This window comes from Rhodococcus sp. NPDC019050, from assembly GCF_055664235.1.
The window spans coordinates 53798-78527 of sequence record NZ_JBVOON010000002.1; the positions used below are offsets into that span (position 1 = coordinate 53798).

Consider the following 24730-nt stretch of genomic DNA (forward strand, 5'->3'; position numbering starts at 1 on the left):
CGTGCCCGACGGCACCGACCCGAACGGTGACACCGCGTGCCGGGCCGCTCCAACCGGGGCGGGGCGGGCAGGCGTATTTCTACGACGAACGGACGGTTCGGTCGGTGAGTGGTGCCGAGTGCGCGACGAACGCACTCGCGGTGTGCTCGCGGTCGGGCGAGTCGAGCGCCTGGTCGGGGTGGCGCTTCGTGCCAACCCCTCGGTCGGCAATATGTTCGAAACACTTTGCGGTACAGCTGTTTCCCGGTCCGGTACCCCCGAGGATCACTCGTCTCCGGAGTCCACCGGGAACGTGATCGGCATCGCGCCGGCTCCGCGAGTGTGATCGGCGATTCTCCCGCTCCCTCTATTCTCATCGCCATGCACGCACCCACCCTCTCTTCTGCGCCGTCGAAGGCGGAGACAGTCGCCGGAGTCACCTCCGCAGGCCGCATCCGTAACGAATCCTTCAGGCGCAAGATCGTTTCCGCCGAGGAAGCGGTGCGGCACATCCGGTCCGGCGACACCGTCGCGATCAGTGGATTCGCGAGCGCGGGCACCCCGAAACGGGTCACCCCCGCCCTCGCCGACCACATCCGGCGCGCCCGAGCCACCGGGGACGACTTCACGATCAATCTGCTCACCGGCGCGTCCGTTTCGGCGGAAACCGAACGACTGCTCGCCGAGGCGGACGGGATCGCGCTGCGGATGCCCTACCAGGCCGAACCCACGGCGCGCGGGCGCATCAACGACGGCCGGATGGATTACGTCGACATCCACCTGTCGCATGTCGCTCAACAGGTGTGGGAGGGCTACTACGGCCACGTCGATGTCGCGGTCGTGGAAGTCGCCGGTATCACCGAATCCGGCGAACTGATTCCCGCGACGTCCGTCGGGAACAACAAGACGTGGCTCGATGTCGCCGAGAAGATCGTCCTCGAGGTGAACTCCTGGATTCCCGACGCGATGTCCGGTGTCCACGACATCTACTACGGCACCGCACTCCCTCCGCACCGCACACCGATCCAGCTCACCGACGTCGAGGACCGGATCGGACAGCAGACGTTCCGCGTCGATCCCGCACGCGTGGTCGCGGTGGTGGAAACCGACGTGTCCGACAGCGCCAACCCACTGACCGCACCCGACGCGACCAGCCAGGCCATCGCCGGGCACGTGCTCGACTTCTTCGCGCACGAGGTCGCCGCCGGCCGCCTCCCGGCCGACACGCTGCTGCCGTTGCAGTCCGGCATCGGGAATGTCGCCAACGCGGTACTGGCCGGACTCTCCGATGGCCCCTACCGCGGGCTGACCTGCTACTCGGAGGTCATTCAGGACGGCATGCTGGAACTCATCGCGAACGGAACGGTGCGCTACGCGTCGTCCACCGCGCTGGCGCTGTCCGAGGCGGGACTGGACGAATTCGTCCGCAACATCGACTTCTACCGCAATCACATCGTGCTGCGGCCGCAGGAGATCAGCAACCACCCGGAGATCGTGCGCAGGCTCGGCATCATCGCCATGAACGGGATGCTCGAGGCCGACATCTACGGCAACGTCAATTCCACGCACGTCATGGGTACGCGCATCATGAACGGCATCGGCGGTTCGGGTGACTTCACCCGCAACGGATACCTTTCGATGTTCCTCAGCCCGTCGACCGCGCGCAACGGAGCCATCTCGTCGATCGTGCCGATGGTGCCGCACGTCGATCACACCGAACACGACGTTCAGGTGATCGTCACCGAGCAAGGACTGGCCGACGTGCGTGGCCTGTCGCCGCGGCGTAGGTCCCGCGTCGTCATCGAGCGGTGCGCCCATCCGGATTTCCGCGCCGAACTACACGACTACGTCGAGCGTGCCGAGGCATTACCCGGCGCCGGGCAGACCCCGCACCTTCTGGGTGAGGCGTTCTCGTTCCACGACAGGTTCGCGCGCACCGGCACGATGCGCGCGAACCCGGAGCAGTAACAGAAACCGGAAGCAGACCGGTAGACGCAGCCTCGGGGTGAGGACCCCGGTCGGGGTGGCTCAGGGCCCTTCGACCGGGGCGGGATCGATGTCCTGCTGCGGAAGCGTTTCAGCAATCGCCGCCGAAATGTCCTGCAGGGGAGTTGGTCCCGATCCGTTGGGGACGGTCAGCGCGACGTAGACGGGCCGGTCGACGGCGAACCATGTGCTCGCTTCGATGCCCTCCTGCGCACCCGAGACCTCGAACCACTGGACCTGGTCGACGACCTGCAGCGCGGCGGCCTGATCGAACTCGGCGGGTCGCTCGAGCCCGCACCGCAACACGACCTCGGCTCCGTCCGCGGACTGCCACGCGGCGGCGCCGACCGGCGCGGGGTCGACGAGTTCGGCCCGCTTGTAGTCGCCCAGGTCGTCGGGGAGTGCCTCGACCAGCACCGAGCAGGAGTCGGATTCGGCGTCGGGTGCGGGCACCGGGCCCAGTCCCACCGGCGAGTTCACCGGCGTCCGGGCGACGAAGACGGCGGCGACCACCACACCCACGAGCAGTGCCACCGGCAGTGCGATCGCCGTTGCGATCAGTGCCGGATGACGACGCGCTTCCGCGGGTGTCTCGGTCGGCTCGGACCCTGCCGTGTCGGTGGGTTCCGGCTCGTCGGGATCCTGCTCGGAAGAAGTTGTGTTGTTCATGGTGTCCAGCGTCGGAGGGATGGTGTCGGCAAACGGTAGCGTGAACGAACGTAGCAGGGGGCCTACCGGCCCGTATCCGCTGCCGACCGAGAAAGAGGCGCCCATCACCGTGGCAGATCAGACCGGACCGACCGTCGCCGATATCGGCGAGTTTCCCGCCATCGCCCGCGCGGTCGCGGGGCGCCGGCAACCAGGCACCACGCTGGTGGGGCCGGGCCACGACTCGGCGGTCGTCGCCGCAGCCGACGGGAGGATCGCAGTCTCGACCGACATGCTCGTCGAGGGCCGCCACTTCCGGTTCGACTGGTCGAGCCCGCACGACGTGGGACGCAAAGCGGTCGCGCAGAACGGTGCCGACGTCGCCGCGATCGGTGCCCGTCCGGTTGCATTCGTAGTGGGGCTCGGCTGCCCTCCGGAGACACCGGCCTCCGTGCTCGACGAGATCTCCGCCGGTCTCGGTGAGGCGGCAGAAGCGCTCGGCGCAGGTGTCGTCGGCGGCGACCTCGTCCAGGCGCGCGAGGTGATCGTCTCGGTCACGGTGCTGGGCGACCTCGCCGGCCGCGCTCCGTTGCTCCGGTCGGGTGCGCGCGCCGGTGACACGGTCGCTCTCGCCGGAGCCGTCGGCCGGTCGGCGGCAGGTCTCGCGCTGCTGGTCGCCGGACACGACGGTCATCCCGATCTCGTCGACGCACATCGCGTTCCCGCGCCTCCGTACGAGGCGGGGCCCGCTGCGGCCGACGCCGATGCCCACGCGGGGACCGACATCTCCGACGGCCTCGTCGCCGACCTCGGCCACATCGCCGCCGCGTCGGGTGTTGGGATCGATGTCGACAGCACCGCGATCGCCCCCGACGCGCGACTTGTCGCCGCCGGGGCAGACCTCGGCGCGGACCCGTGGGAATGGGTGCTCTCCGGTGGTGAGGATCACGCGCTGGCAGCGTGCTTCCCGTCCGGCGTGACACTGCCGCCCGGGTGGCGGCGTATCGGAACGGTGCAGGAGGGACAGGGTGTGACGGTGGACGGCCGGCGTCCGCCCGGGCCGGGAGGGTGGCACAGCTTTTCGGCCACTCCCTCGAGATAGGTTGGGCTGCATGGCTGTCTATGCACTCGACGATCGTGTCCCGGATATCCACCCCGATGCCTGGGTTCATCCCGACGCGGTGGTGATCGGGAGCGTCACGCTCGGCGCCCGCGCCTCGGTCTGGCCCACCGCGGTACTGCGTGCCGACTACGGCACCATCACCGTCGGCGAGGAAACCAACATCCAGGACGGCACGATCATCCACTGCACGGCAATCGAGGCCACCGTCATCGGAGCGCGGTGCGTGGTGGGCCACAACGTGCACATCGAGGGCGCGACCATCGGTGACGGGGCGCTCATCGGATCGGGGTCGCTCGTGCTAAACGGGTCGACCATCGGCGCGGGCGCCCAGGTCGCGGCCGGCGCGCTGATCCCACCCCGGTTCGAGTTGCCGGCCCGCCGCATGGCGATGGGCGTGCCCGCGAAGGTCCGCGACGGAGTGGAGATCCCGGAGGGGAACTTCGACGCGAACGCGAAGATGTACGCGGCCAACGCGGAGTACTACCGCACTGCGCTCCGCCGCATCGACTGACCGGCCCTCACCGACCGGCGTATCCGCGACCCGGCACTCCGGCCGCCCGCATTGCAGAAGAGTCCCTGCGATGACGGCACCGGCAGACCGTGCCCCATGATCAGGAGTAGAAGACGTGACCGAGCAGACCGCCCGCATGGGAAAGCCGTTGGCGGAGATCATCGACCCAGGGTGGGCGCAGGCGCTCGAGCCGGTGGCCGACGACATCGCCGCGATGGGGCAGTTCCTCAGGGCCGAACTCGCGGCCGGTCGCCACTACCTGCCGGCCGGGCCCGACGTCTTGCGGGCGTTCACGCAGCCCTTCGAGGACGTGCGCGTTCTCATCGTCGGACAGGACCCGTATCCCACGCCGGGACATGCTGTCGGACTGAGTTTTTCGGTGAACCCCGAGGTGCGTCCCATTCCCCGGAGCCTGACCAACATCTACCGCGAGTACACCGACGACCTCGGTTTGCCGCAGCCTCCGAACGGTGATCTGTCTCCGTGGACGCAGCAGGGCGTGCTGCTGCTCAACAGGGTTCTCACCGTGGCTCCCGGGCAAGCCGCTTCTCATCGCGGCAAGGGCTGGGAAGCCGTCACCGCACAGGCGATCCGCGCACTCGTCGCGCGGGGGACTCCGCTCGTCGCCATTCTCTGGGGTCGCGACGCCGCCACCCTGACGCCGATGCTCGGCGACGTTCCCAGCGTGCAATCGGCGCACCCGTCGCCGCTGTCGGCGTCGCGCGGATTCTTCGGTTCACGCCCGTTCAGCCGGGCGAACGCCCTGCTCGTCGCGCAGGGCGCGGAACCGGTGGACTGGCGACTGGCCTGACCACCGGTTCCGGTAACGGGGGTCAGGACCGGGCGCGCACGGCGGACCAGTCGGGGCGGCGCTTCTCGACGAACGAGTCGACACCCTCGATGCCCGTGGGTGTGGTGGCGGCTGCGGAGATGGCCGCGGCTTCCGCGTCGAGGTGATCTGAGAGCGACCGGGAATCCGACTCGGCGACGAGCCTGCGGATTGCCGCGTACGACTGGGTGGGACCGTGCGCGAGGGTCCGGGCGATGCGCAGCGCCTCGCTCCCGATCTCGTCGTCGGCGACGGTCCGGCTGAGGAGTCCGAGCCGAACGCCCTCGTCTGCGCTGATCACCGCGTCGGTCATGATGATCTCGCGGGCGCGCGCGGGACCCACGATCCGGGGCAGTGTCCACGACATGCCGCCGTCGGGGGAGAACCCGATCGACGGGTAGGCCGCGCGCAGCTTGGTTCCGGGGCCGGCGAGTGCGATATCGGCGTGCAGGACGATGCTCATTCCGGCGCCGGCAGCCCAGCCGTGTACGGCGGCCACGACCGGAACGCCGATCGCGTCGATTTCCCGGATGAAGTCGTGGAACAGGTTGGCGATGTCGAAGAGATGCGCGCCTCGGTCTTCGGCACCTGCGAAGCCCCGGACGTTGCCCCCCGCGCAGAAGTTGCTGCCCTCGCCGACGAGCAGAACCGCGCCGATCTCGGGGCCGGCGGCCCGGAGCGCTGCCGTGCCCTGCTCCATGCCGGCGGGCGACAGGGAAGTGCCGTGTTCGGCGGTCGCCACAGCGATCCGCAGCACTCCGTCCTCGACGTGAACGAGGGACTGATGATTTTCACTCATCCCGGCACCATATCCGGCACCGATACGAACGACGAAGGCCCCCTGCGCTTTACGCGCCGGGGGCCTTCGTTTGCAGCTCGACCGAGGTCAGCGCGTGACCTTGCCTGCCTTCAGGCAGGAGGTGCACACGTTGATCTTGCGGGTGTTGCCCGGGGCAACCTGAGCGCGAACGCTCTGGATGTTCGGGTTCCAGCGACGATTGGTACGCCGGTGCGAGTGCGAGACCGACTTCCCGAAGCCGGGGCCCTTGGCGCATACGTCGCAGACGGCAGCCATGTCGCGAACTCCTTGTGTGTCTAGTGGATAATGCATCTTCTGGATCTTGCTCTGCGTCCTGCAAACACGGGGAACACGAGTCACCCGTGCGAGGCAACTCAAACAGCTTAGCGAACTCCGCGGCGGATGACCAAACCGGACGTGTGCACGGCGCCCGGCTACTCTTTCCGGCAGAGGATGAACAGCGACGTAGAGGGGTGTGAGCTGGTGCTCGAGGTCGGGGACACGGTCGGCGGGCGCGCGCTGCGGCGATGGGCCGAGATCGGGCTCGAAGCCCTCGAAGAGCGGCGCCAGGAGATCAACACTCTCAATGTCTTCCCCGTTCCGGACGGAGATACCGGCACCAATCTCGTGCTCACCCTCCAGTCCGCCGTCGACAACATCGGTGGTCCGGTGGACGGAGCTCTCACCGCCTCGGATGTGTCGGAGCGGCTCGCCCGGGGCGCGTTCCTCGGTGCCCGCGGGAACTCCGGAGTCATCGTCGCCCAGGCCCTGCGCGGTGTCGCCGACGCGGTGGCCGGGCACACGAGCATCGACGGCCGGGGACTGGCCGACGCCCTGAGGCGGGCGTCGGAACTCGTGATGAAAGCGCTGAGTACCCCCGCGGAAGGCACCATCGTCAGTGTTCTCGAGGCTGCGGCGGTAGGAGCCGAGAAGGCAGCCCGCGGCACCGACGCCACCGTCTGCGACGTCACGGTCGCTGCGGCCGACGCTGCGGCGGACGCCCTGCAACACACGCCGGCCCAACTCGACGTCCTGGCCGAAGCGGGAGTCGTCGACGCCGGCGGTCTCGGATTGCTGATCCTGCTCGACTGCCTGGTGGAGATCACCACCGGGCAGCGACCCCAACGGCGCCTCCAGATCACTCGTTCACCTGCCCCGCCCGTCACCGCATCCACTACCGATCGCTCCACGCCGCCGCGTACGGAGACCCAGCAGGACTACGAGGTCATGTATGTCGTCGAACGAGCGGAGAGCGAGGACATCGACGTCCTCCGCGTCCGCCTCGACGCCCTCGGAGACTCGGTGGCGGTGGTCGGGGACGGCGCCGGATCCTGGTCGGTCCACGTCCACTGCTGCGATCCCGGCGCCGCCGTCGAGGCCGGGCTCGCCGCAGGCTCTCTCATCCGCATCGACATCACCTGCTTCGCGCTCGGTGCCGAGACCGACGGCGGGTGCGTGGCGCCGTCCCGCACGCCTGCCTCGGTGGTGCCGCTGCACGCCACGTCCGCCGGGCGGCGCGCAGTGCTCGCCGTCGTGGCCGGACACGGCACGAGTGACCTGTTCGAGAGCGAGGGCGCCTCGGTGCTGCACGCGGATACCGAATTCGGCCCGGACCGGCTGCTCGAGGCCGTGCGGGCACTGCCGGCAGGGGACGTGGTCGTGCTGCCGAACGGCTCGCTGTCGGCGCAGGACGTCGTCGCCGTGGGCGTGCAGGCCCGGTCCGAGAACCGGAACGTGATGTTCCTGCCGAGTTCGTCGATGGTGCAAGGGCTGGCCGCGCTCGCCGTCCACGACCCCGGCCGCGCCACCGTGGACGACGCGTTCACGATGTCCGAAGCCGCCGCAGCCGTCCGGTGGGGATCGCTGCAAATCGCACAAGAACGTGCCCTGACCTGGGTGGGACAGTGCGAACCGGGTGACAGCCTCGGGTTGTCGGGCCATGATGTCGTGGTCATCGAGCATGATCTGGTGGCAGCGGGAGTGTCGCTGCTCGACAAGATCCTCGCCGCGGGCGGCGAGCTCGTGACGATGCTGGTCGGCGCCGACGCTCCCGGCGGACTCGCCGAGCAACTGACCGAGCACCTCGATCACAGTCATCCCGCACTGGAGGTCGTGGTGTACCGGGGCGGTCAGCGCAGCGACCTGTTGCAGCTCGGCGTCGAGTAGTCGGTGCGCCCGCGGGCCACCACACGGAAAAAGCGGAAGGGACGGCAGTGGCGACACTCGCGGACCGGCTCGATCATCTTCTCGGCCGTAAGACGGCGGACGCCCTGTCCGACGCGTTCGGGATGAGCACGGTCGAGGACCTGTTGCGGCACTACCCGCACCGCTACGCCACGCAAGGGGCGGAACTGGGAGACAGCAGCCCCGCCGAGGGGCAGCACATCACGATCATCGCGCGCGTCGAGTCGGCGCAGGAAGTACCGATGAAGTCGCGCGCGGGCAAACGACTGGCCGTCCGGTTGCGCTCCGATCGGCACACCATCGACGTGACCTTCTTCAACCCGCACCGCGTCAAGCACAACATCAAACCCGGTGTGCGCGCGATGTTCTCCGGCACCGTCAAATACTTCCGGGACAAGTGGAGCCTCACCCACCCCAGCTACGTGGTGCTGCCCGAGCCGCGCGACGCCGAAGACCTCGTCTCGGCGGCCCCGGCCCCCGCCCGCGTCCGCGGCGCCGGTGCACTTGCCGGTCTCGCCCGTACCGCCCAGGACGGAAGTGGTGTGGACATGTCGGTGTTCGACCGCGCGCTGATCCCGATGTATCCGGCGACCCGCGACGTCGAGTCCTGGACGGTGATGCGATGTGTGCGCCAGGTCCTCGACCAGCTCGATCCGGTCGCGGATCCGTTGCCGGACTGGGTGCTGAAGGAGCAGGGGTTCATCGGGCTCGACGAGGCCCTCCGTCTGATCCATCTGCCGGACACCAAAGAAGAAGTGGACCGGGCCCGCGATCGCCTCAAGTTCGACGAAGCCGCCGCGGTGCAACTCGCGCTCGCGCAACGCCGCCACGACGTGGAGGTGCGCTCGGCCCCGCTCTGCTCGCATCGCGACGGGGGATTGGCCGACGAATTCGATCGCCGTCTGCCGTTCGAGTTGACCGAGGGCCAGCTCGCCGTCGCCGACGAGATCGCCGCCGACCTCTCGCGCCCGCACCCCATGAACAGGCTGCTGCAGGGCGAGGTGGGCTCCGGCAAGACGATCGTGGCGTTGCGCGCGATGCTGCAGGTCATCGACTCGGGACACCAGTGTGCGCTGCTCGCCCCCACGGAGGTGCTCGCAGCGCAGCACGCACGGTCGCTGACCGCGATGCTCGGCGACCTGGCGTCGGCGGGAGAACTCGGCGCCGACGAACTCGCGACGCGCGTCACCCTCCTCACCGGGTCGATGAACACGGCGCGCAAGCGGAAGGCACTCAACGAAGCGCTGACCGGAGACGCCGGAATCGTCATCGGGACGCACGCGCTCATCCAGGAGGGTGTCGAGTTCTTCGACCTCGGCCTCGTCGTGGTCGACGAACAGCATCGGTTCGGCGTCGAACAACGCGACTCATTGCGCTCGCGCGGTCGGGACGGTGCGTCCCCGCACGTGCTCGTGATGACGGCGACACCGATCCCGCGCACCATCGCGATGACGGTGCTCGGCGACCTCGAAGTCTCCACGCTCCGGGAACTGCCTCGCGGCCGCTCACCGATCGTGAGCAGGGTGGTGCCGGCAAAAGTGCACCCGACGTGGGTCGACCGCGCCTGGGAACGCATCCGGGAAGAAGTGGCGGACGGCCGGCAGGCCTACGTGGTGTGCTCGAGGATCGGTGACGGAGACGCCGAGGACCTCGAGTTCGACCCGGACGCAGAACCCGCAACCCAGCCGAAGGGACGCAAGAGCAAGTCGGGTGCGCAGGAACCGCCCGAGACCACGTCCGTGCTCGAACTGCACGAGATGCTCTCGTCGGGTCCGCTGCGCGACCTGAAGGTGGGATTGCTGCACGGCCGGCTGCCGGCCGACGAGAAGGACGCCGCGATGAGCGCGTTCAACGACGGCGCCCTCGATGTGCTCGTCTGCACCACCGTGGTCGAGGTCGGCGTCGACGTGCCGAATGCGACGGTGATGGTGATTGTGGACGCCGACAGGTTCGGCGTGAGCCAGCTGCACCAGCTCCGCGGGCGCGTCGGCCGAGGTGGTCACCAGGGTCTGTGCCTGCTGGTGACCGATACGAAGCCGGGATCGCCCACCATGACGCGCCTCGAGGCCGTCGCGGGAACGACCGACGGTTTCGAGCTCGCACAACTCGACTTGCAGTTGCGGCGCGAGGGCGACGTGCTCGGCAAAGCGCAGTCCGGCACGGTCACAACTCTGCGATTGCTCTCGCTCGTCGACGACGTGGCGGTCATCGAGGCCGCCCGGGCGTTCGCGCGCACCGTCACCGAGCAGGATCCCGGACTGCGGGAACACCCGGGGCTGGCGAGCATGGTGACTGCCGCGATCGACCACGAGCGCATCGAGTATCTGGACAAAGCCTGAGCCGGGAACCGCCTGTTACGGAGCGCGCACCGCCGCGCGTAAGGGAATGAGAGGTTACCTCCGACACACCCGCACGATTGCCCCGGTGTTACAACTGAGGCGACTGAATTGTTCCAGTCGTCACAGGTAGCCGCGCTTTCCCAGCATATGGAACCGGCCAGCCGATTCGATTGTTACGTCACGGTACCGTCATCCCATGTTCTCCAAAGTGCTTGTCGCCAACCGTGGCGAGATCGCAATCCGGGCGTTTCGTGCCGCCTACGAACTGGGCGCAGGAACCGTCGCGGTGTTTCCGTACGAAGACCGCAATTCGCTCCACCGGCTGAAAGCCGACGAGTCGTACCAGATCGGGGAGGAAGGACACCCCGTCCGGACCTACCTGTCGGTGGACCGGATCGTCGAGACCGCGGTGGCCGCGGGCGCCGACGCGATCTACCCGGGTTACGGATTCCTCTCGGAGAACCCCGATCTGGCAGCGGCCTGTGCCAACGCCGGAATCACCTTCGTCGGTCCGTCCGCCGAGGTTCTCGAACTGACCGGCAACAAGGCCCGCGCGATCGCCGCTGCGAAGGCGGCCGGATTGCCGGTGCTCGCGTCGTCGGAGCCGTCGGCTGATGTCGACGCGCTGGTCGCCGCGTCGGAGGACATGCACTTTCCGATCTTCGTCAAGGCCGTGGCCGGCGGCGGTGGCCGCGGAATGCGTCGCGTCGCCGAGCCGGACCAGCTGCGCGAGGCGATCGAAGCCGCTTCCCGTGAGGCCGACGCCGCGTTCGGTGATCCCACCGTCTTCCTCGAACAGGCCGTGATCAACCCCCGGCACATCGAGGTGCAGATCCTCGCCGACACGTACGGCAACGTCATCCACCTCTACGAGCGCGACTGCTCGCTGCAGCGGCGGCACCAGAAGGTGATCGAGCTGGCGCCCGCACCGAACCTCGACCCCGCGTTGCGCGAGCGCATCTGCGCGGACGCGGTCGCGTTCGCCCGCCAGATCGGCTACCAGTGCGCCGGTACCGTCGAATTCCTCGTCGACGAACGCGGCAACCACGTGTTCATCGAAATGAACCCGCGGATCCAGGTCGAGCACACGGTCACCGAGGAGATCACCGACGTCGACCTGGTGCAGTCGCAGTTGCGCATCGCAGCCGGCGAATCGCTCGAGGATCTGGGGCTGAGCCAGGACAAGATCACCATCCGCGGTGCCGCGCTCCAGTGCCGCATCACGACGGAGGATCCCGCGAACGGGTTCCGGCCCGACACCGGACGCATCACCGGCTACCGGACTCCCGGCGGCGCCGGTATCCGCCTCGACGGTGGCACCTCGGTCGGCGCCGAGATCTCGGCCCACTTCGACTCGATGCTGGTCAAGCTCACGTGCCGGGGCCGCGACTTCGAGGCCGCGGTCGCGCGTGCTCGCCGCGCGGTCGCGGAGTTCCGTATCCGCGGGGTGTCCACCAACATCCCGTTCCTGCAGGCCGTCCTCGTCGACGAGGACTTCCGCGCGGGGCGCATCAACACCTCCTTCATCGAGCAGCGCCCGCAGCTTCTGACGCTGCGCTCGTCGGCGGACCGGGGAACGAAGATCCTCACCTACCTCGCCGACGTCACCGTCAACAAGCCGCACGGTGAGCGGCCGACGACGGTGTACCCGCACGACAAGCTTCCCGACATCGATCTGAGCACCGAGCCGCCCGCAGGGTCGCGCCAGCGCCTCCTCGATCTCGGCCCGGAGGGCTTCGCTCGCGCGCTGCGTGAACAGAAGGCGCTCGGCGTCACCGACACGACCTTCCGCGACGCGCACCAGTCGCTGCTCGCCACCCGCGTGCGCAGCAAGGACCTGCTCACGGTGGCGGGGCACGTTGCCCGGATGACGCCCGAACTGCTGTCCATCGAGGCGTGGGGCGGCGCGACGTACGACGTGGCACTGCGTTTCCTGCACGAGGACCCGTGGGAGCGGCTGGCGGCGCTGCGTGAAGCGATCCCCAACATCAACCTGCAGATGCTGCTGCGCGGCCGCAACACCGTCGGGTACACCCCGTACCCGGAAGCGGTGACCCGCGCCTTCGTGCAGGAGGCCGCTGCGACCGGCATCGACATCTTCCGCATCTTCGACGCCCTCAACAACGTCGACCAGATGCGTCCGGCGATCGACGCGGTCCGCGAGACCGGGACAACGATCGCCGAGGTCGCGATGTCGTACACCGGCGACCTGTCGAATCCGAACGAGACCATCTACACGCTCGACTACTACCTGAAGCTGGCCGAGCAGATCGTCGACGCGGGTGCCCACGTGCTCGCCATCAAGGACATGGCCGGACTGCTGCGCGCACCGGCAGCGGCGACTCTGGTCTCGGCACTGCGTAAGAACTTCGACCTGCCGGTCCACGTACACACCCACGACACCCCGGGCGGTCAGCTCGCGACCTACCTCGCGGCATGGCACGCGGGTGCCGACGCGGTCGACGGTGCGTCGGCGGCGCTCGCCGGAACCACGAGCCAGCCGGCACTGTCGGCGATCGTGGCCGCAGCGGCGAACAGTGAGTTCGATACCGGCCTCGACCTGCAGGCGGTGTGCGATCTCGAGCCGTACTGGGAAGCGCTGCGCAAGGTTTACAAGCCGTTCGAGTCGGGTCTGCCGGCGCCGACGGGCCGCGTGTACACCCACGAGATTCCGGGCGGTCAGCTGTCGAACCTGCGCCAGCAGGCCATTGCGCTGGGACTGGGCGATCGGTTCGAGGACGTCGAAGCGGCCTACGCCGGCGCCGACCGGCTGCTCGGGCGGCTCATCAAGGTCACTCCGTCGTCGAAGGTCGTCGGCGACCTGGCGCTGCACCTCGTCGGTGCGGGCGTGTCGGTCGACGACTTCGCGGCGGACCCGGGCAAGTTCGACATCCCGGATTCGGTGATCGGCTTCCTACGCGGTGATCTCGGCACCCCGGCAGGTGGGTGGCCGGAACCGTTCCGAAGCAAGGCGCTCGCGGGCCGAGCCGACGCCAAGCCCGAAACGCCGCTCACCGCGGACGAGGAGAAAGGCCTGGCCGGATCCTCGCTCGAGCGGCGTCGCACGCTCAACCGGTTGCTGTTCCCCGGCCCCGCCAAGGAGTTCGAGAACCACCGCGAGCAGTACGGCGACACCACCGAGTTGTCGGCGAACCAGTTCTTCTACGGACTGCGGCAGAGCGACGAGCACCGGGTGCGCCTGGACAAGGGCGTCGAACTGCTCATCGGCCTCGAAGCGATCTCGGACCCCGACGAGCGTGGCTTCCGGACGGTCATGTGCATCCTCAACGGCCAGTTGCGTCCGGTGTCGGTCCGCGATCGATCGATCGCGTCCGAGGTCCCGGCCGCAGAGAAGGCCGACCGGAACCATCCGGGCCATGTCGCGGCACCGTTCGCGGGCATGGTGACCCTCGTTGTGGCCGAAGGCGACGCGGTCTCCGCCGGCGACACGGTGGCGACCATCGAGGCGATGAAGATGGAGGCGGCCATCACCGCACCCCGCGGCGGCCGTGTGACACGTGTCGCGATCGGGCCCGTCCAGCAGGTCGAGGGCGGCGACCTGCTCGTGGAGGTGTCGACGGGGGACAGCTCCGAGTGACACGCATCGTTGCCGGGAGTGCCGGGGGGCGGCGCCTGAAGGTGCCGCCCCGCGGAACCCGGCCCACATCGGAGCGGGTGCGCGAAGCACTCTTCAGTTCTCTCGAAGCCCGGATGGATCTCGACGGTGCCGCGGTACTCGACCTGTATGCCGGGTCGGGCGCCCTCGGCCTCGAGGCGCTGTCGCGGGGCGCCGCGCACGCGGTCCTCGTCGAATCCGACGCCAAGGCGGCGGCGGTGATCCGGGAGAACATCGCGACCGTCCGGGTGCCGGGCGCGGTGCTGCGCACGGCGCCGGTCGCGACCGTGCTCGCCACAACCGCCGACCGGGTGTACGACCTTGTCTTCGCCGACCCCCCGTACGCGGTGGACGAGAAACAGATCGCCGGGATCCTCGACGCGCTCCTCGCCGGCGGCTGGGTGGGGGACGGCTCGGTAGTGGTGCTCGAGCGGTCGTCCCGGTCGCCGGAAACGGTGTGGCCGGAGGCGTTCGAGCCGGGACGCATCCGCAAGTACGGGGAGAGCAGGATCGAAATCGCCACCTGCTACGGTGCTGGGTCATGAGCCGCGCGGTCTGCCCAGGATCCTTCGACCCGGTGACCAACGGGCACCTCGACGTCATCGGACGGACCGCCCTCCAGTTCGACGAACTCGTGGTCACCGTGGTGATCAACCCGAACAAGCAGGGCATGTTCACGGTGCCCGAGCGACTCGAGATGCTGTCGGAGGCCACCGCCCACCTCGGAAACGTGACGGTCGATTCGTGGCAGGGCCTGCTCGTCGACTACGCGCAGGCGAACGGCATCTCCGCGATCGTCAAGGGTCTGCGCGGTGCCAACGACTTCGACTACGAACTGCAGATGGCCCAGATGAACCACAAGCTCACCGGGGTCGACACACTGTTCGTAGCGACCAATCCCGCCTTCGGGTACCTCTCGAGTTCCCTCGTCAAAGAGGTCGCGACCTACGGTGGCGACGTCGCCGACATGCTGCCGCCGGCAGTCCACGAGCGGTTGCTCGCCCGCATCGCGGAACGCGCTGCCGCGCGTAACGGCGGCCGCTAGCGACCTTTCTCACTCTCTTCACGGTTTCTCGCGGTTTCTCGACACACCGGCGCGGGGAACACAGCCCTGGGCCGCGCTGCGGCAGACTGGATGAGGCGCGGTCGCAACGACCGGGTGAAGCGAGTGATTGGGGTAGAACGTGTACCGGGTATTCGAGGCACTCGACGAACTGGTCGCGATCGTCGAAGAGGCGCGCAGCGTCCCGATGACCGCTAGTTGTGTGGTTCCGCGCGGAGACGTACTCGAGCTTCTCGACGACGTCCGCGATGCGCTGCCGCCCGAACTCGACGACGCGCAGGACGTCCTCGATCATCGCGACAAGCTGATCGACGACGCGCGTGCGCAGGCCGACAAGACCGTGGGCGACGCCGACGAAGAGGCCCGCATCCTCCTCGAGAACGCGCGAGCGGACGCCGACCGGATGCTCGCCGACGCCAAGGCGCAGGCCGACCGGATGGTGGGGGAGGCCCGCGCCCACGCCGGCGAACTGGTCCAGGACGCGCAGGTAGAGGCGGACGACCTCATCGCCGACGGCAAGCAGCAGTACGAAATCCTCACCGGCCGGGCACGCGCCGATGCCGAACGCCTGGCAGAGGCAGGGCAGGCGTCGTACGAGCGGTCGGTGGCCGAGGGTGAGGCAGAAAAGGCCCGGCTCGTGTCGCAGGCCGAGGTGGTCCAGGCCGCCCACGCGGAATCCGCCCGCGTCATCGACTCGGCGCACGCCGAATCGGACCGGCTCCGCACCGAATGCGACGAGTACATCGACAGCAAGCTCGCCGAATTCGAAGAACTGCTCGGCGGGACACTGCGCTCGGTGGGCCGCGGACGTCAGCAGTTGCGCACCTCCGGCGTTCCCGACTACGCCGAGGCCGACCATCGGGCGGCCCGGCGCCGCTGAGGGGGAGTGCCCGACGGTTTCCTGCAGGCGGCCGGATCGCGTATTATAGAGCGGTTGCCCAAGCACTTGGCAGCGCCGTCTATCCGAAAGTGAGTTTTCGTGTCCTCCCGCCATACCAACGCGCCTCGTCGCGAACGAGAGGGCGGTCTGGTTCTGGATGCGCTCTCCCTGGGCAGGCGCCCCGGCTCCATGCGTACGGTAGAGCGCGTCGTTCCGTCTCCGGCTCGGATCGGGCTCGACCTGATCGCTATCGAGCCGGGTACCGACATCGCACTCGACCTCCGGTTGGAGGCGGTGTCCGAAGGTGTTCTGGTCACGGGTACAGTTCGTTCCGAGGCTGTCGGTGAATGCTCGCGTTGTCTCGAGCCGTTCACCGAACCTGTGGATCTGTATCTCACCGAGTTGTTCGCCTACCCGGACAGCGTTACGGATCAGACTTCCGCCGAAGATGAGGTCTACCGGGTCGAAGACGACCTGATCGACCTCGAACCCGTCCTCGTCGATGCGGTGGGCCTGGAGCTTCCACTCCAGCCGTTGTGCAGCGACGATTGTGCGGGCTTGTGTCCCGAATGCGGCATTCGCCTGGCGATTGCGGAATCCGGGCACGGGCATGAGACAATGGATCCTCGCTGGGCTGGGTTGGCAGCCAAAATCGGTGCAGGCTCCGAAGAACCCAGCAGTGAAATCGACAGCATGAACAACGAGGAGAAGTAGACGTGGCCGTCCCCAAGCGCAGAATGTCGCGTTCCAACACCCGGTCGCGGCGCAGCCAGTGGAACACCACTGCGCCGACGCTCGTCACCTGCCCGAACCGTGGTTGCGGCGAGAAGAAGCTGCCCCACGTGGCGTGCCCGTCGTGCGGTACGTACAACGGCCGTCAGGTGACCGCGCCCGTCTAAGACCGGTACTCACGTGACGAGCAAGTCGACCAATACACCACCCGTGGGCGACGAGGAGGAGTACGAACCTCTCCTCGTCGCCCTCGGCGTGACTTTGGAACCCGAATTATTGATCCTGGCGCTGACGCACCGCTCGTATGCCTACGAGAACGGCGGTCTGCCCACCAACGAACGCCTCGAGTTTCTCGGCGACGCGGTCCTCGGCCTCGCCGTCACTGAAAAGCTGTATCTGACCCACCCGGACAAGTCCGAAGGTGAACTCGCCAAGATCCGCGCGAGCGTCGTCAACATGCATGCTCTCGCGGAAGTCGCGCGCAAGCTCGGCCCCGGCGGACTCGGCGCACATCTGCTCCTCGGCAAGGGTGAAGAACTCACCGGGGGCAAGGACAAAGCCAGCATTCTCGCCGACGGCATGGAATCCCTGCTCGGCGCCGTGCATCTACAGCACGGCATCGACGTCGCCCGCGAGGTCGTGCTGCGACTGTTCAGTGACCTCCTCGAACGCGGCCCTCGCCTCGGTGCCGGCCTCGACTGGAAGACGAGCCTCCAGGAACTCACCGCCGAACGCGGCCTGGGCGTCCCCGTCTACGAGATCACGGCAACCGGACCGGATCACGACAAGGAATTCACCGCCACCGCGATCATCGGCGGCACTCCACTCGGCGTCGGCGTCGGCCGGACCAAGAAGGAAGCCGAGCAGAAGGCCGCCTCCACAGCGTGGCAGGCCCTCTCCGACCGGTCTTCCGGCGACACCACAGAGGCGGACTCTTCTTCCGAGGACGCCTGACACGTGCCCGAACTTCCCGAGGTGGAGGTCGTTCGCCGGGGTCTCGAGGCGCGCGTCCTGGGCGCGACCATCGAGTCCGTCGAGGTGCTGCACCCGCGTGCGGTCCGTCGGCACGAACCGGGCCCGCGCGATCTCGCACTGCAACTGACCGGGCAGCGCATCGACGCGGCGGAGCGACGCGGCAAGTATCTGTGGCTCGTGCTCGAGCCCGGCGACCTCGCACTCGTCGTACACCTCGGCATGAGCGGTCAGATGCTCGTGCAACCGCCGGCGGTGCCGCAGGAGAAACATCTGCGTATCCGCGCCGTCCTCGACAACGGCGCCGACCTCCGATTCGTCGACCAGCGGACGTTCGGCGGATGGGCACTCGCCCCGCTCGTCGACGTCGACGGGGACCGTCTTCCGGTGCCCGTCGCGCATATCGCGCGTGATCCCATGGACCCGCGGTTCGATCCGGCTGCTGTCGTAAAGGTGTTGCGCGGCAAGCACACCGAGATCAAGCGAGCGCTGCTCGACCAGACGGTTGTCTCCGGGATCGGGAACATCTACGCCGATGAAGCGTTGTGGCGCGCGAAGATCCACGGAAACCGCCTGACGGACAGCCTGTCCGCACCGAAACTGAAATCGGTGCTCGAGTCCGCCCGCGAGGTGATGGGGGAGGCCCTCGCCGTCGGAGGGACTTCGTTCGACGCGCTGTACGTCAACGTGAACGGCGAATCGGGTTACTTCGAACGGTCGCTCGATGTCTACGGCCGAGAGAACCTGCCGTGCAGGCGGTGTGGCGCGCCCATCCGTCGCGAGAAATTCATGAACCGCTCCTCCTACAGTTGCCCGAAGTGTCAGCCTCGGCCGCGCGCCGCGACCGGACCGGTGCGCCGCCTCTCCTAGAGTCCTGCCTTCCGTTGCCAAGGCCGGGTAAGCGGTCCTGCGTGCCGTGCCTGTCGGTCGCGCATGGGAAGATTCCCGGTATGGCTGATCCGACTCCTGATACCCCGCCCACCGAGTTGTGGGTGGAGCGCACCGGCACCCGTCGCTACACCGGCCGCAGCTCGCGCGGCGCGGAGGTCGCCATCGGCTCCGAGAGTGTCGACGGCGTGTTCACCCCCGGAGAGCTGCTGAAGATCGCGCTCGCCGCGTGCTCGGGTATGAGCTCGGACTTTCCGCTCTCCCGCCGGCTCGGCGACGACTACGACGCCACCATTCGCGTCGCGGGTGCCGCCGACCGCGAGAACGAGGTCTATCCGCACCTGGCCGAGAACATCGAACTCGACCTGTCGGAACTCGACGCCGACGCGCAGCAGCGCCTGATCGCTCTCGTCGAACGTTCCATCGCCAAGGTGTGCACCGTCGGCCGCACGCTCGAACGGGGCACGAAGGTGACCCTGACCATCACACCGGACGCGTAGGCACGCCGTGACCGAGACACCGCAGCGGCTGACCGCGTGGGTCCACGGACGCGTCCAGGGCGTCGGATTCCGCTGGTGGACGCGGGCGCGAGCCCTCGAACTCGGTCTGGTCGGGCACGCCACCAATCACGCCGACGGACGGGTCCTCGTCATCGCCGAGGGTCCGCGCGCCGACCTCGAACGGCTCCTCGAGTTGCTCCGTTCGCCGGGCACGCCGGGAGACGTCCAACTCGTCGTCGAGAGCTGGGAACCTGCGCGGGGCGGGCTCAACGGATTCGTCGAGCGCTGATTCGCCGGTAAGGTCCTAACCCATGCATTTGAAGAGTCTGACGCTGAAGGGCTTCAAGTCTTTCGCGTCGTCGACGACTCTGCGTTTCGAGCCCGGTATCACCTGCGTCGTCGGACCCAACGGTTCCGGCAAATCGAACGTGGTCGACGCCCTGACATGGGTGATGGGCGAGCAGGGCGCCAAGGCGCTCCGCGGCGGCAAGATGCAGGACGTGATCTTCGCGGGCACCGCGGGCAGACCCCCGCTCGGCCGTGCCGAAGTGACCCTCACCATCGACAACAGCGACGGCGCGCTGCCCATCGAGTACTCCGAGGTGTCCATCACCCGCCGCATGTTCCGCGACGGAGCCGGCGAGTACGAGATCAACGGCAGTTCCTGCCGGCTCATGGACGTGCAGGAACTGCTCTCGGACTCCGGCATCGGACGCGAGATGCACGTCATCGTCGGGCAGGGACGGCTCGCCGCCATCCTCGAGTCGCGGCCGGAGGACCGCCGGGCCTTCATCGAAGAGGCGGCCGGTGTCCTCAAACACCGCCGACGCAAGGAAAAAGCGGTTCGCAAGCTCGACTCGATGCAAGCGAATCTTGCCCGCCTCACCGACCTGACCGCAGAACTGCGTCGCCAGCTCAAGCCGCTCGGCAGGCAGGCCGAGGTCGCGCGCCGCGCCCAGACGATCCAGGCCGACCTGCGCGATGCGCGGTTGCGGCTCGCGGCCGACGACCTCGTGACCCGGCGCGCCGAACTCGCCGGTCAGGACGAGCAGGAACGCACGATCCGGGAGCGCCTCGACCACATCCTGTCGGCGCTCGACGACGCGAACATCGAACTCGCCCACCACGAACAGTCGCTCGCGCAGCTCACCCCGGGTGCGGAAGCGGCGTCGCAGGCGTGGTTCCGGCTGTCCGCGCTGGCCGAGCGGGTGTCGGCGACCGTGCGGGTCGCGCAGGAACGGGCCCGCCACCTGCACAGCGAACCGGAGGACCGCTCCGGGCAGGATCCCGACGAGATGGAAGCTCGCGCCGACCGCATCGCGGCCGAGGAGGCCGAACTCGTCGAAGCCGTCGAGATCGCGCACGGAACCCTCGAGGCGGCGCGGGAACAACTCGCCGCGCAGGAAGAACTCGCGGTCGCCGCGGAACGCGCGCACATGGCTGCGGTTCGCGCCATCGCCGACCGGCGCGAAGGACTCGCCCGGCTCGCCGGACAGGTCGACACGTTCCGCACGCGTGCCGACTCCATCGATTCGGAGATCGCGCGGCTGACCGTCGCGATCGAGGAAGCACGACTGCGCGGCGTCGAAGCCCAAGCTGAGTTCGAGACCGCGCAGGGTCGCATCGACGACCTCGACGCCGGAGAGATCGACGCCGACGCACAACACGAGCGTGCCGTCGCGGCGCAGCGACTCGCCGACGAGCGGGTCACCGAACTGCAGCAAGCCGAACGCGCGGCCGGCAAGGAAGTCGCCTCGCTCGAGGCCCGTATCGACGCATTGTCGATGGGTCTCGAACGCAAGGACGGTGCGGCCTGGCTGCTCGACAACGATCCCGCGGGCGCCCTGCTCGGGTCGCTCGCCGAGAAGATTCAGGTGTCGCCCGGCTACGAGGCCACGATTGCCGCGGCGCTCGGACCGGCCGCCGACGCTCTCGCCGTTGCCTCGGTGCAGAACGCGAACGACGCCGTCGCAGCCCTCGCCGCCGCCGACCAGGGCCGCGTCGCATTCGTCGCGGAGCATGCGTCCGCGCCGGGCGACGCAGGCGATCCGCCCGCGGGTGCGCTCTGGGCGCGGGATGTCGTCGAGTGCCCGGCCGGTCTGCGGGGAGCGCTCGACGCCCTGCTCGCGCGCACGGTCGTCGTCGACGATCTGGCCGCCGCAGCCGAGGTGTGCGCCCGCCGTCCCGACCTGCGCGCGGTGACCCGTGGCGGAGATCTCGCCGGATCCGGGTGGGTGATCGGCGGATCGGATCGTGCCCCGAGCACCCTCGAAATCCAGGCGGCCATCGATACTTCCCGCGCGGCACTCGACCGGGCGGTGCGCCGGTCCGAAGAACTCTCCGCAGCGCTCGCCGGGGCACTCACCGAACAGAAGGATCGCGCCGAACACGTCGAGCAGACGCTCGCCGCCCTCAACGAGTCCGACGCGGCCATGACGGCGGTGTACGAACAGCTGGGACGGCTCGGGCAGGTCGCGCGGACCGCGCACGCCGAATCGGAACGGCTGTCCGCGCAACGCTCGGCGGCGGAGAGGGAACGCGACACCGCCCGGGAAAAGCTCGTCGAGCTCGAAGAACGCCTGCGGCTCGCCGAGGACGAACAGTCCGGCGGCGACGGCAGCGGCACCGACTCGACGGCGGCCGAGCGAGAGATGACAGCAGCGGCCCTCGCCGAGGTGCGCGCGGTGGAGGTCGAAGCCCGGCTCGCCGCCCGCACGGCCGAGGAACGCGCGGAATCTCTACGAGGCAAAGCAGATTCTCTGCGTCGCGCAGCCCGGGCCGAACGAGAGGCTCGCGCCCGCGCCGAGCGCGCCCGGCGGAGTCGCCGTCAGGCCGCGGCGGTCGCAGCGGCGGTTGCGGAAGCCGGTAGCCGGGTCTCCGCGCATCTCGAGACGGTGGTCGCCGAGGCCCTCGCACACCGGGAAGAGCTCACCCGCCTGCGCACCGAATGCACCGAGAAACTCGAGCACGCACGTTCCCTCGTCCGGGAACTCACCACGCAACGCGACCAGCTCACCGACTCCGTGCACCGGGACGAGGTCGCCCGCGCTCAGGCGGCACTGCGCATCGAGCAACTCGAGCAGACGATCCTCGAGCAGTACGGCATCGCCCTCGACGATCTGGTCGCGGAGTACGGACCCGACGTACCGCTGCCCCCGAGCGATGTCGAGATCGCCGAGTACGAGCAGGCGCGGGAACGCGGCGAGCAGGTGGTCGCACCTCAGCCCATGCCGTACGACCGGACCACCCAGGAACGCCGCGCCAAGCGCGCCGAAAAAGATCTCAACACCCTGGGCAAAGTCAATCCGCTGGCGCTGGAAGAGTTCGCGGCACTCGAAGAGCGGTACAACTTCCTCGCCACCCAACTCGAAGACGTGAAGAACGCCCGCAAGGACCTGCTGGCCGTCGTCGAAGACGTGGACGCGAGAATCCTGCAGATCTTCACCGAGGCGTACGTCGACGTCGAGCGCGAGTTCGAGCAGGTGTTCGCGAAACTGTTCCCGGGTGGCGAAGGCAGGCTGGTGCTCACCGAGCCCGGCAACATGCTCACCACCGGCATCGAGGTCGAGGCCCGGCCACCGGGCAAGAAGGTCAAGCGCCTGTCGCTGCTGTCCGGTGGCGAGAAGTCGCTGACCGCGGTGGCGATGCTCGTCGCGATCTTCCGGGCACGGCCGTCGCCCTTCTACGTCATGGACGAGGTCGAGGCGGCGCTGGACGACACCAATCTGCGTCGGCTCATCGGGCTTTTCGAGCAGTTGCGCGAGAAATCCCAGCTGATCGTGATCACACATCAGAAGCCGACGATGGAAGTCGCCGACGCGCTCTACGGCGTCAGCATGCGAGGCGACGGCATCACCCGTGTCATCTCACAGCGCCTGCGCGGACAGAACGTCCCGACATCTGTCCCCGGACCGGAGGAAGACACGCAAGCCTGACAGTATGGGGGCGTGAGTACCGGAGCTTGGATAATCATCGCGGCCGCACTGGCGGTTGTACTCGTTGCGCTCGTCGTCGGTCTGACGCTGTACCGGCGTCGGCAGGTGTCGTTGCAGGTGAAAGACACGCCTGCGCTCGACACGGCAGAGGCGAAGGACCGCTCGGGCGGATACAAGGCGCAGACCGGGTTCAGTTTCACCCAGGGACCGACGGCCACAGCGCCGCCGCAACCGGTCGAGCGGCCGGCGCCGGAGAAGAAGGCACCCGCGCCTCGCACCGTGCCGTTGCCGGAGGAGGTCACGGAGGCATCCGCGCCGACCGCGCCGCCGGTCACGCCGCCGAAGCCTGCGCCCGAGACCGCTCCTGCTCCCGCACCCGAGGCAGAGCCCGAGACCGCGGCGCCCGAAACCGCGGAACCCGAGACTGCGGAGCCCGTGCCCGCAGAGCCCGTGCCCGCAGAGCCCGAGACTGCGGAGCCCGTCGAGCCCGTCGTGGTGACGCAGCCGAGCACCGACACCACCGTCGAGCCCGAAGTGGCCCCCGCACCGGCGGCACCCGAACTCGACGAGATCGAACCCACCGCCGGCCGTCTCGTCCGTCTGCGCGGCCGCCTCGCCCGCTCGCAGTCCGCAGTCGGCAAGAGCCTGCTCGGCCTCATCGGCGGCGGCGACCTCGACGAGGACTCCTGGGAGGAGATCGAGGACACGCTGCTCGTCGCCGACCTCGGCGCCGCGACCACGACCAAGATCGTCGACCGTCTGCGTGAACAGATCGCACTGAACACCGTGCGCACCGAGGCGGAGGCCCGCGCACTGCTGCGCAGCGTCCTCGTCGACGAACTGCGACCCGAACTCGATCGGTCCATCCGTGCGCTGCCGCACGACGACCATCCGGCCGTACTGCTCGTCGTGGGTGTCAACGGCACCGGCAAGACGACCACCACCGGCAAACTCGCTCGCGTGCTCGTCGCCGACGGTCGCCGGGTGCTCCTCGGCGCGGCCGACACCTTCCGTGCCGCTGCGGCCGACCAGTTGCAGACCTGGGCCGAACGGGTCGGCGCCGAGGTCGTGCGCGGCAAGGATTCCGCCGACCCCGCCGCTGTGGCGTTCGACGCGGTCGCGAAGGGCATCGACAACGGTGTCGACGCGGTGCTCATCGACACCGCAGGACGTCTGCACACCAAGGTCGGCCTGATGGACGAACTCGGCAAGGTCAAGCGTGTCGTGGAGAAGAAGGCGGCAGTCGACGAGGTGCTTCTCGTGCTCGACGCCACCATCGGCCAGAACGGGCTGATGCAGGCCCGGGTGTTCGCCGACGTCGTCGACATCACCGGAGTCGTCCTCACCAAGCTCGACGGCACGGCCAAGGGCGGCATCGTGTTCCAGGTGCAACACGAACTCGGCGTGCCGGTCAAGCTCGTCGGTCTGGGAGAGGGCGCCGACGATCTCGCCCCCTTCGAGCCCGAGGCGTTCGTGGACGCACTGCTCGGCTGACCGTCGTCGTTCTTTTTTCGTGTGGCCGCTTCCCTCGACAGAGGGGAGCGGCCACACACCACTTCCACGACCCAGCACCAAGATTTCGGTCGAATCCGGTTTGTCCGGTTGTGATCGAGAGGCCCGCGCGGCCGGTGAAACACAGACGAAACACACTCCGGATCGTCGTTCACACCCTCGAAACAGTGCGGCGCCCCCGATGAAACATGGCACCACCAAGCTTTCCCTCGATGACGACGCGCCGTCCGGCGC

General features: G+C 68.5%; 21 protein-coding genes. 18 read left to right on the plus strand and 3 right to left on the minus strand.

What is annotated here, in order from left to right; genetic code table 11:
* Positions 1-360: 360 nt before the first annotated feature.
* Positions 361-1947, plus strand: a complete 1587-nt coding sequence (locus tag AC0B44_RS02835; RefSeq protein WP_471901424.1) for an acetyl-CoA hydrolase/transferase family protein — start codon at positions 361-363, stop codon at positions 1945-1947.
* A 60-nt stretch (positions 1948-2007) separates the two neighbouring features.
* Here the strand turns inward: AC0B44_RS02835 and AC0B44_RS02840 are convergent, their stop codons facing one another.
* A complete protein-coding gene (locus AC0B44_RS02840; RefSeq protein ID WP_471901425.1) occupies positions 2008-2634 on the minus strand; it encodes a DUF3515 domain-containing protein in 627 nt (208 codons plus the stop codon).
* Positions 2635-2743: 109 nt separating this feature from the next.
* Here AC0B44_RS02840 and AC0B44_RS02845 point away from each other — a divergent pair, with 109 nt between their 5' ends.
* The 3 genes from AC0B44_RS02845 (at position 2744) to AC0B44_RS02855 (ending at position 5058) form a co-directional block, all read left to right on the plus strand.
* Positions 2744-3715, plus strand: a complete 972-nt coding sequence (locus AC0B44_RS02845) for a thiamine-phosphate kinase (RefSeq protein ID WP_471901426.1) — start codon at positions 2744-2746, stop codon at positions 3713-3715.
* Between the two features lie 10 nt (positions 3716-3725).
* On the plus strand, positions 3726-4247 hold the full coding sequence (locus tag AC0B44_RS02850; protein WP_471901427.1) for a gamma carbonic anhydrase family protein: 522 nt from the start codon (positions 3726-3728) through the stop codon (positions 4245-4247).
* Between the two features lie 136 nt (positions 4248-4383).
* Entirely contained in the window at positions 4384-5058 is a 675-nt protein-coding gene (locus AC0B44_RS02855; RefSeq protein ID WP_471901731.1) for a uracil-DNA glycosylase, read from the plus strand.
* Between the two features lie 22 nt (positions 5059-5080).
* On the opposite strand, the gene AC0B44_RS02860 is transcribed toward AC0B44_RS02855, so the two are convergent.
* Both AC0B44_RS02860 and rpmB read right to left on the minus strand, forming a co-directional pair.
* On the minus strand, positions 5081-5875 hold the full coding sequence (locus AC0B44_RS02860) for an enoyl-CoA hydratase/isomerase family protein (protein WP_471901428.1): 795 nt from the start codon (positions 5873-5875) through the stop codon (positions 5081-5083).
* 87 nt (positions 5876-5962) lie between these two features.
* The gene (rpmB, locus tag AC0B44_RS02865; protein ID WP_072698660.1) at positions 5963-6151 is read right to left on the minus strand and encodes a 50S ribosomal protein L28; all 189 of its coding nucleotides are present in this window, start codon (positions 6149-6151) and stop codon (positions 5963-5965) included.
* 177 nt (positions 6152-6328) lie between these two features.
* On the opposite strand from rpmB, the gene AC0B44_RS02870 reads away from it, so the two are divergent.
* From AC0B44_RS02870 to ftsY, 14 genes are all read left to right on the plus strand, one after another.
* On the plus strand, positions 6329-8041 hold the full coding sequence (locus AC0B44_RS02870) for a DAK2 domain-containing protein (protein ID WP_471901429.1): 1713 nt from the start codon (positions 6329-6331) through the stop codon (positions 8039-8041).
* Positions 8042-8088: 47 nt separating this feature from the next.
* Positions 8089-10398: an ATP-dependent DNA helicase RecG gene (gene recG, locus AC0B44_RS02875; RefSeq protein ID WP_471901430.1), complete on the plus strand. Its 2310-nt coding sequence runs from the start codon at positions 8089-8091 to the stop codon at positions 10396-10398.
* Positions 10399-10594: 196 nt separating this feature from the next.
* Positions 10595-13996, plus strand: coding sequence for a pyruvate carboxylase (locus AC0B44_RS02880; RefSeq protein ID WP_471901431.1), 3402 nt, complete (start codon positions 10595-10597; stop codon positions 13994-13996).
* Positions 13993-14559 (plus strand): 16S rRNA (guanine(966)-N(2))-methyltransferase RsmD, encoded by a 567-nt coding sequence (gene rsmD, locus AC0B44_RS02885; RefSeq protein ID WP_471901432.1) that lies wholly within the window; start codon positions 13993-13995, stop codon positions 14557-14559. Before AC0B44_RS02880 ends, rsmD begins: the two co-directional genes overlap by 4 nt.
* Positions 14556-15059: a pantetheine-phosphate adenylyltransferase gene (gene coaD, locus AC0B44_RS02890; RefSeq protein ID WP_471901433.1), complete on the plus strand. Its 504-nt coding sequence runs from the start codon at positions 14556-14558 to the stop codon at positions 15057-15059. Before rsmD ends, coaD begins: the two co-directional genes overlap by 4 nt.
* Before the next feature lie 139 nt (positions 15060-15198).
* A complete protein-coding gene (locus AC0B44_RS02895; protein ID WP_471901434.1) occupies positions 15199-15957 on the plus strand; it encodes a DivIVA domain-containing protein in 759 nt (252 codons plus the stop codon).
* 189 nt (positions 15958-16146) lie between these two features.
* A complete protein-coding gene (locus AC0B44_RS02900; protein ID WP_471901435.1) occupies positions 16147-16671 on the plus strand; it encodes a YceD family protein in 525 nt (174 codons plus the stop codon).
* 2 nt (positions 16672-16673) lie between these two features.
* Complete coding sequence (rpmF, locus tag AC0B44_RS02905; RefSeq protein WP_006551208.1) at positions 16674-16856, plus strand: 50S ribosomal protein L32; 183 nt, start codon at positions 16674-16676, stop codon at positions 16854-16856.
* 13 nt (positions 16857-16869) lie between these two features.
* A complete protein-coding gene (rnc, locus tag AC0B44_RS02910) occupies positions 16870-17643 on the plus strand; it encodes a ribonuclease III (protein WP_471901436.1) in 774 nt (257 codons plus the stop codon).
* Positions 17644-17646: 3 nt separating this feature from the next.
* On the plus strand, positions 17647-18531 hold the full coding sequence (gene mutM, locus AC0B44_RS02915; RefSeq protein ID WP_471901437.1) for a bifunctional DNA-formamidopyrimidine glycosylase/DNA-(apurinic or apyrimidinic site) lyase: 885 nt from the start codon (positions 17647-17649) through the stop codon (positions 18529-18531).
* An 80-nt stretch (positions 18532-18611) separates the two neighbouring features.
* On the plus strand, positions 18612-19049 hold the full coding sequence (locus AC0B44_RS02920) for an OsmC family protein (protein WP_471901438.1): 438 nt from the start codon (positions 18612-18614) through the stop codon (positions 19047-19049).
* Between the two features lie 7 nt (positions 19050-19056).
* On the plus strand, positions 19057-19338 hold the full coding sequence (locus tag AC0B44_RS02925; protein WP_471901439.1) for an acylphosphatase: 282 nt from the start codon (positions 19057-19059) through the stop codon (positions 19336-19338).
* Positions 19339-19360: 22 nt separating this feature from the next.
* Positions 19361-22984, plus strand: a complete 3624-nt coding sequence (gene smc, locus AC0B44_RS02930; RefSeq protein ID WP_471901440.1) for a chromosome segregation protein SMC — start codon at positions 19361-19363, stop codon at positions 22982-22984.
* Positions 22985-22996: 12 nt separating this feature from the next.
* Positions 22997-24478, plus strand: coding sequence for a signal recognition particle-docking protein FtsY (ftsY, locus tag AC0B44_RS02935; protein ID WP_471901441.1), 1482 nt, complete (start codon positions 22997-22999; stop codon positions 24476-24478).
* The last annotated feature ends 252 nt before the right edge of the window (positions 24479-24730 follow it).

Coding starts and splice junctions, on each gene's coding strand:
- AC0B44_RS02835 (WP_471901424.1), top strand. CDS start 361: ATGCACGCACCCACCCTCTCTTCTGCGCCGTCGAAGGCGGAGACAGTC.
- AC0B44_RS02840 (WP_471901425.1), bottom strand. CDS start 2,634: ATGAACAACACAACTTCTTCCGAGCAGGATCCCGACGAGCCGGAACCC.
- AC0B44_RS02850 (WP_471901427.1), top strand. CDS start 3,726: ATGGCTGTCTATGCACTCGACGATCGTGTCCCGGATATCCACCCCGAT.
- AC0B44_RS02855 (WP_471901731.1), top strand. CDS start 4,384: ATGGGAAAGCCGTTGGCGGAGATCATCGACCCAGGGTGGGCGCAGGCG.
- AC0B44_RS02860 (WP_471901428.1), bottom strand. CDS start 5,875: ATGAGTGAAAATCATCAGTCCCTCGTTCACGTCGAGGACGGAGTGCTG.
- rpmB (WP_072698660.1), bottom strand. CDS start 6,151: ATGGCTGCCGTCTGCGACGTATGCGCCAAGGGCCCCGGCTTCGGGAAG.
- AC0B44_RS02870 (WP_471901429.1), top strand. CDS start 6,329: ATGAACAGCGACGTAGAGGGGTGTGAGCTGGTGCTCGAGGTCGGGGAC.
- AC0B44_RS02880 (WP_471901431.1), top strand. CDS start 10,595: ATGTTCTCCAAAGTGCTTGTCGCCAACCGTGGCGAGATCGCAATCCGG.
- coaD (WP_471901433.1), top strand. CDS start 14,556: ATGAGCCGCGCGGTCTGCCCAGGATCCTTCGACCCGGTGACCAACGGG.
- AC0B44_RS02900 (WP_471901435.1), top strand. CDS start 16,147: ATGCGTACGGTAGAGCGCGTCGTTCCGTCTCCGGCTCGGATCGGGCTC.
- AC0B44_RS02920 (WP_471901438.1), top strand. CDS start 18,612: ATGGCTGATCCGACTCCTGATACCCCGCCCACCGAGTTGTGGGTGGAG.
- smc (WP_471901440.1), top strand. CDS start 19,361: ATGCATTTGAAGAGTCTGACGCTGAAGGGCTTCAAGTCTTTCGCGTCG.